This window comes from Phenylobacterium sp. (assembly GCF_030654915.1).
GTDB lineage: Bacteria > Pseudomonadota > Alphaproteobacteria > Caulobacterales > Caulobacteraceae > Phenylobacterium.
In genome coordinates this window covers 1-1,134 of the sequence record NZ_JAURWM010000069.1, presented here as the reverse complement: position 1 = coordinate 1,134, position 1,134 = coordinate 1, and the positions used below count along the sequence as shown (strand labels likewise).

Sequence of the window (1,134 nt, the reverse complement as noted above, 5' to 3'; positions counted from 1 at the left end):
CGCGGTGGCGTCCGTCGGCGCGGCGCCCGGGGCGAGACCAGACTGGCTGAGAAGGCCGCCCAAATCCGCGTTCCCGGATTGGCGCTTCAGGCCCCCTGCGAGCGCGGGGAGCAGCGCCGCCGCGGCGCTGCGGGTTTGCGCAGGCGTGAGGCCCACCCGCGCGCCAATCTGCTCAATGGCGGCTGAGCCGCCAGCCTGGGTGATCATGTCGAACAGCGCCATGACGGAAACCTCCTCGTGCGACGCATTAATAAGCGCCCGCCAGCCGTTGTCGGACGCTACCACCCCTTCACGTAAGCGTCGCCTGGCTTCGCTAAGGAACAAACTTGGCTGTTAGGCATTTAGACTCAAACCATATCGAGGGAGGGCGCCATGAGCCTCTTTGGCTCCATCATGTCGAAGATTTTTCACCGCAAGCCGGCTGAGCAGGCCGCGGCTAAACCCGCGCCGACCACGACCGCGCAGGCACCGGCGGCCGCCGCGGCGGCCCCGGCCCCGGCGCCACCGGTTGACGTCGAGGCTGTGCTGACCGAACTGGCGGCGCAGAAGGGCGGCGGCGGCAACTGGCGCACGTCCATCGTCGATCTGTTGAAGATGCTGGATCTCGATTCCAGCCTCGCCGCCCGAAAGGGCCTGGCTGAGGAACTTGGCGTGCACGCCGGTGAGCATGGCAGCGCCGAGCAGAACATCGCCTTACAACAGGCCGTCTGGCGCAAGCTGGCGGAAAACGGCGGCCAGGTTCCGGCGTCGCTTCGAGACTGAGTTCACTGCCCTGCTCGCGTTGTTGCCGGCGGTCGCCCCTATTCTCTTGAAAGGTTCAAGTCATGGCCATCCTGAAAGTCATTGAGATCCTCGCCGAGTCGCCGACCAGTTGGGAGGATGCAGCGAACCAAGCCGTCAAGGAAGCGGGCGAAACCGTCCGCGGCATCCGCTCCATCTACGTCGAAAATTTTCAAGCCACCGTTCGCGATGGCAAGATCGACAACTTCAGGATCAACGCGAAAGTCAGCTTCGCCGTTGAGAAGTAGACTTCGGCGGAGAGCGGCGAAATCGATCTCAGCTGCGCGTTTTTGATACGGTTGGCCTGTCTGGCGGCGCCGGGCAGGCCATTCGTTTCTAAGCCTCGAACGAGTG

At 64.1% G+C, this 1,134-nt stretch carries 3 protein-coding genes; 2 read left to right on the top strand and 1 reads right to left on the bottom strand.

What is annotated here, in order from left to right; all coding sequences use genetic code 11:
- A partial coding sequence (locus Q7T84_RS03190; protein ID WP_304806257.1) for a DUF937 domain-containing protein occupies positions 1 to 222 on the bottom strand: 222 nt, incomplete at its 3' end.
- 150 nt (positions 223 to 372) lie between these two features.
- Between Q7T84_RS03190 and Q7T84_RS03185 the strand changes: the two genes are divergently transcribed.
- Both Q7T84_RS03185 and Q7T84_RS03180 read left to right on the top strand, forming a co-directional pair.
- The gene (locus Q7T84_RS03185) at positions 373 to 762 is read left to right on the top strand and encodes a DUF3597 domain-containing protein (protein ID WP_304806256.1); all 390 of its coding nucleotides are present in this window, start codon (positions 373 to 375) and stop codon (positions 760 to 762) included.
- Positions 763 to 824: 62 nt separating this feature from the next.
- Positions 825 to 1,028 carry a dodecin family protein gene (locus tag Q7T84_RS03180; RefSeq protein ID WP_304806255.1) on the top strand — a complete coding sequence of 68 codons (204 nt, stop codon included), beginning with the start codon at positions 825 to 827 and terminating at the stop codon, positions 1,026 to 1,028.
- The last annotated feature ends 106 nt before the right edge of the window (positions 1,029 to 1,134 follow it).

Bases quoted from the DNA above. Each gene is read 5' to 3' on its own strand.
- Q7T84_RS03180 (WP_304806255.1), top strand. From the start codon at position 825: ATGGCCATCCTGAAAGTCATTGAGATCCTCGCCGAGTCGCCGACCAGT.
- Q7T84_RS03185 (WP_304806256.1), top strand. From the start codon at position 373: ATGAGCCTCTTTGGCTCCATCATGTCGAAGATTTTTCACCGCAAGCCG.